Source organism: Nitratidesulfovibrio oxamicus, assembly GCF_015731765.1.
Taxonomy (GTDB): Bacteria; Desulfobacterota; Desulfovibrionia; order Desulfovibrionales; family Desulfovibrionaceae; genus Cupidesulfovibrio; species Cupidesulfovibrio oxamicus.
The window spans coordinates 1-2,703 of sequence record NZ_VRYY01000355.1; the positions used below are offsets into that span (position 1 = coordinate 1).

Sequence of the window (2,703 nt, forward strand, 5' to 3'; positions counted from 1 at the left end):
CCATTCCCGCCAGCCCCCCCCGCAATCCCGGCCAGCGCCCGCAGGTCGGGCGGCAGGTCCGCCGGGGTGATGACATCGCCCGCGCAGAGCACGGCGGCCCGCTCGATGATGTTGTGCAGTTCGCGCACGTTGCCCGGAAAGGGATAGCGGGCCAGCACGCCCAGCGTCTCCGGGGCGATGTGCGGGGCGGGCCTGCCCGTGTCGCGCGCGGCCTTTTCCGCGAAGTACTGGGCCAGCAGGGGCACGTCCTCCATGCGCTCGGCCAGCGGGGGCATGCGCAGCACCACCACGTTCAGGCGGTAGTACAGGTCGTGCCGGAAGCGCCCCGCCGCCGCCTCTGCCGCCAGGTCCTTGTTGGTGGCGGCCAGCAGGCGCACGTCCACGGGAATGTCCGCCGTGCCGCCCACCCGGCGGATGGTGCGTTCCTGCACCGCACGCAGCAGCTTGACCTGCATGGGCAGCGACATTTCGCCCACCTCGTCGAGGAACAGGGTGCCGCCCTCCGCCGCCTCGAACAGCCCCTTGCGCTGGCGCACCGCGCCTGAAAAGGCCCCCTGCTCGTGGCCGAACAGTTCGCTTTCCAGCAATTCCTCGTTGAAGGCCCCGCAGTTGATGGCCAGAAAACGCGCCTCGGACCGGCGGCTGAACAGGTGCACCATGCGCGCGGCCAGTTCCTTGCCGGTGCCCGTTTCGCCCAGGATCAGCACGGTGACGTCCGACGGGGCCACCTGCGCGATGGTGCGCTTGAGCGCCTGCATGCACGGCGCGGCCCCCAGCAGGGGCACCGGCAGCGACCGCTCGCGCAGCTGTTCGCGCAGGCGGGCCACCTCCTGCTTCAGGCGGCGCTTTTCCAGCGCCTTCTGCACCAACGCCCGCGCCTCGTCCAGGTCGTAGGGCTTGGGCAGGTAGTGGTAGGCCCCGGCGTGCATGGCCTCCACCGCCGTCTTCACCGTGGGGTAGCCGGTGACCACCACCACCTCGGTGTCCGGATGGCGCATCCGCACGGCGCGCAGCAGGTCCAGCCCGTCCATGCCCTGCATCATCAGGTCGGTGAGCACGAGGTCGAAGTCCGCCCCGGCCAGCAGTTCCAGCGCCTCTGCCCCATTGGCGGCGGTGAACGTCTCGTGCCCCTGCCGCCCCAGCGCCAGGGCCAGGTTGTCGCGGGCGATGGCCTCGTCATCCACCACCAGGATGCGCGCCGGGCCGGGAGTGGCCGATGCGTGCGGGGTGGCCGATGCGTGCGGAGTGACCAAGGACGAGGAGGGCGAAGCGGCGTCCGCCGTCTTCGCGGCAGCCCCCGTTGTCCGTCCGGGCGTGTCGTTCATGCCGCGTCTCCCGTGGGTTCCGACGCGCCCAGCGGCAGCCGGATGGTGAAGCACGTGCCCGCGCCGGGGGTGCTTTCCACCCCTATGGAGCCGCCGTGCTTGCGGATGATGCCGAAGGCCACGGACAGCCCGAGGCCGGTGCCCTTGCCCACCTCCTTCAGCGTGAAGAAGGGGTCGAAGATGCGGCCAAGGTGCTCCGGCCCGATGCCGATGCCCGTGTCGGCCACGCGCAGCACCACCTGCCGCGCCGCCACGTCGCGCGCGGCGGTGACAGTGATGGCCCCGGCCCGGGAACAGGCCCCGTCCGGTCTCTTCCCGTCCGGCATGCCGCCTTCCGGAGCGCTTCCGTCCGCCATGCTTCCTTCAGGCGCGTTGCCGTCCCGCTCCTGCGCGGCCTGCACCGCCTGAATGGCGTTTATTAGCAGGTTCAGCAGCACTTCCTGAAACCGCTGCACGTCCAGCGGCAGCACGATGTCTCCGGGCACCTCGGTGTCTATGGCGATGCACGCGGGCACCTCGCTGGCCACCAGCGCCACGCTGCGGCCCACCACGTCGCGCAGGGCCACGGGTTTGAGCGAGAATTCCGTCTCGCGCGAAAATTCCAGCAGCCCCTTCACGATGTCGCGCGAGCGATGCACTTCCTGATGGATGTTTTCCAGCATGCGCCCGGCCAGGGCCGGATCGAGAGCGCCAGTCCCGCCTGCTCCGCCGGAGCCGCCGGTCTGGCCGGGCCCGCCATCCGCTCCGTTGCCGCCCGTGGCGTAGCGCAACTCCTCGCGCAGTATCTGGCACGAGGTGGAGATGTTGTTCAGCGGGTTGTTCAGCTGGTGCGCGATGCCCGATGTCAGCACCCCCAGCGAGGCCAGCTTCTTTTCCTGCACCAGCTGGTTCTGGCGGTGCTCCAGTTCCACAAGCATGTGGTTGAAGGCCTCCACCACGCCGCGCGTCTCGTCGCTGGTGGCGGGAAGGGGCAGCTGTTCCAGGCTGCCCTGCACGATCTGCCGGGCCGAACGCTCGATGACCGACAGCGCCCCCAGGATGCGCCGCCCGATGAGCCACGAAAAGAACGTCGCCAGCCCCACCATGGCCCCGATGGACAGCAGCAGCTGGTGCTTCAGCGACCCCACGATGCCAAGGATGCGCTCGCGCTGGTAGGTGACGATCTGGCGGGCCTGCGCCACCAGCGCCTTGCCCTGTTCGCGCAGGTCTTCGCCCAGCGCCCCCCGCTCGCGTTCGCGCAGTTGCCCGGCAAGCTGCACCTCGCCCAGGCGGCTGAAGGTGTCGCGGTAGCCGTGCAGGTCGCGGCGCAGGGCGCGCAGCCCGTCGCTGCCCCGCAGGTCGGTGCCCTGCACGCCGCCGCCGCCCGGCTCGATGCGCT

2 protein-coding genes are annotated in these 2,703 nt (G+C 70.6%); both read right to left on the reverse strand.

Annotated elements, in window-relative coordinates; genetic code table 11:
- Nucleotides 1–1,325 (reverse strand): sigma-54-dependent transcriptional regulator (locus tag FVW20_RS12070; RefSeq protein ID WP_231039077.1); only part of this gene is annotated, 1,325 nt, incomplete at its 3' end.
- Nucleotides 1,322–2,703, reverse strand: a 1,382-nt coding sequence (locus FVW20_RS12080) for a sensor histidine kinase (protein ID WP_231039078.1), incomplete at its 5' end; no start/stop codon positions are given. The genes FVW20_RS12070 and FVW20_RS12080, both read right to left, overlap by 4 nt.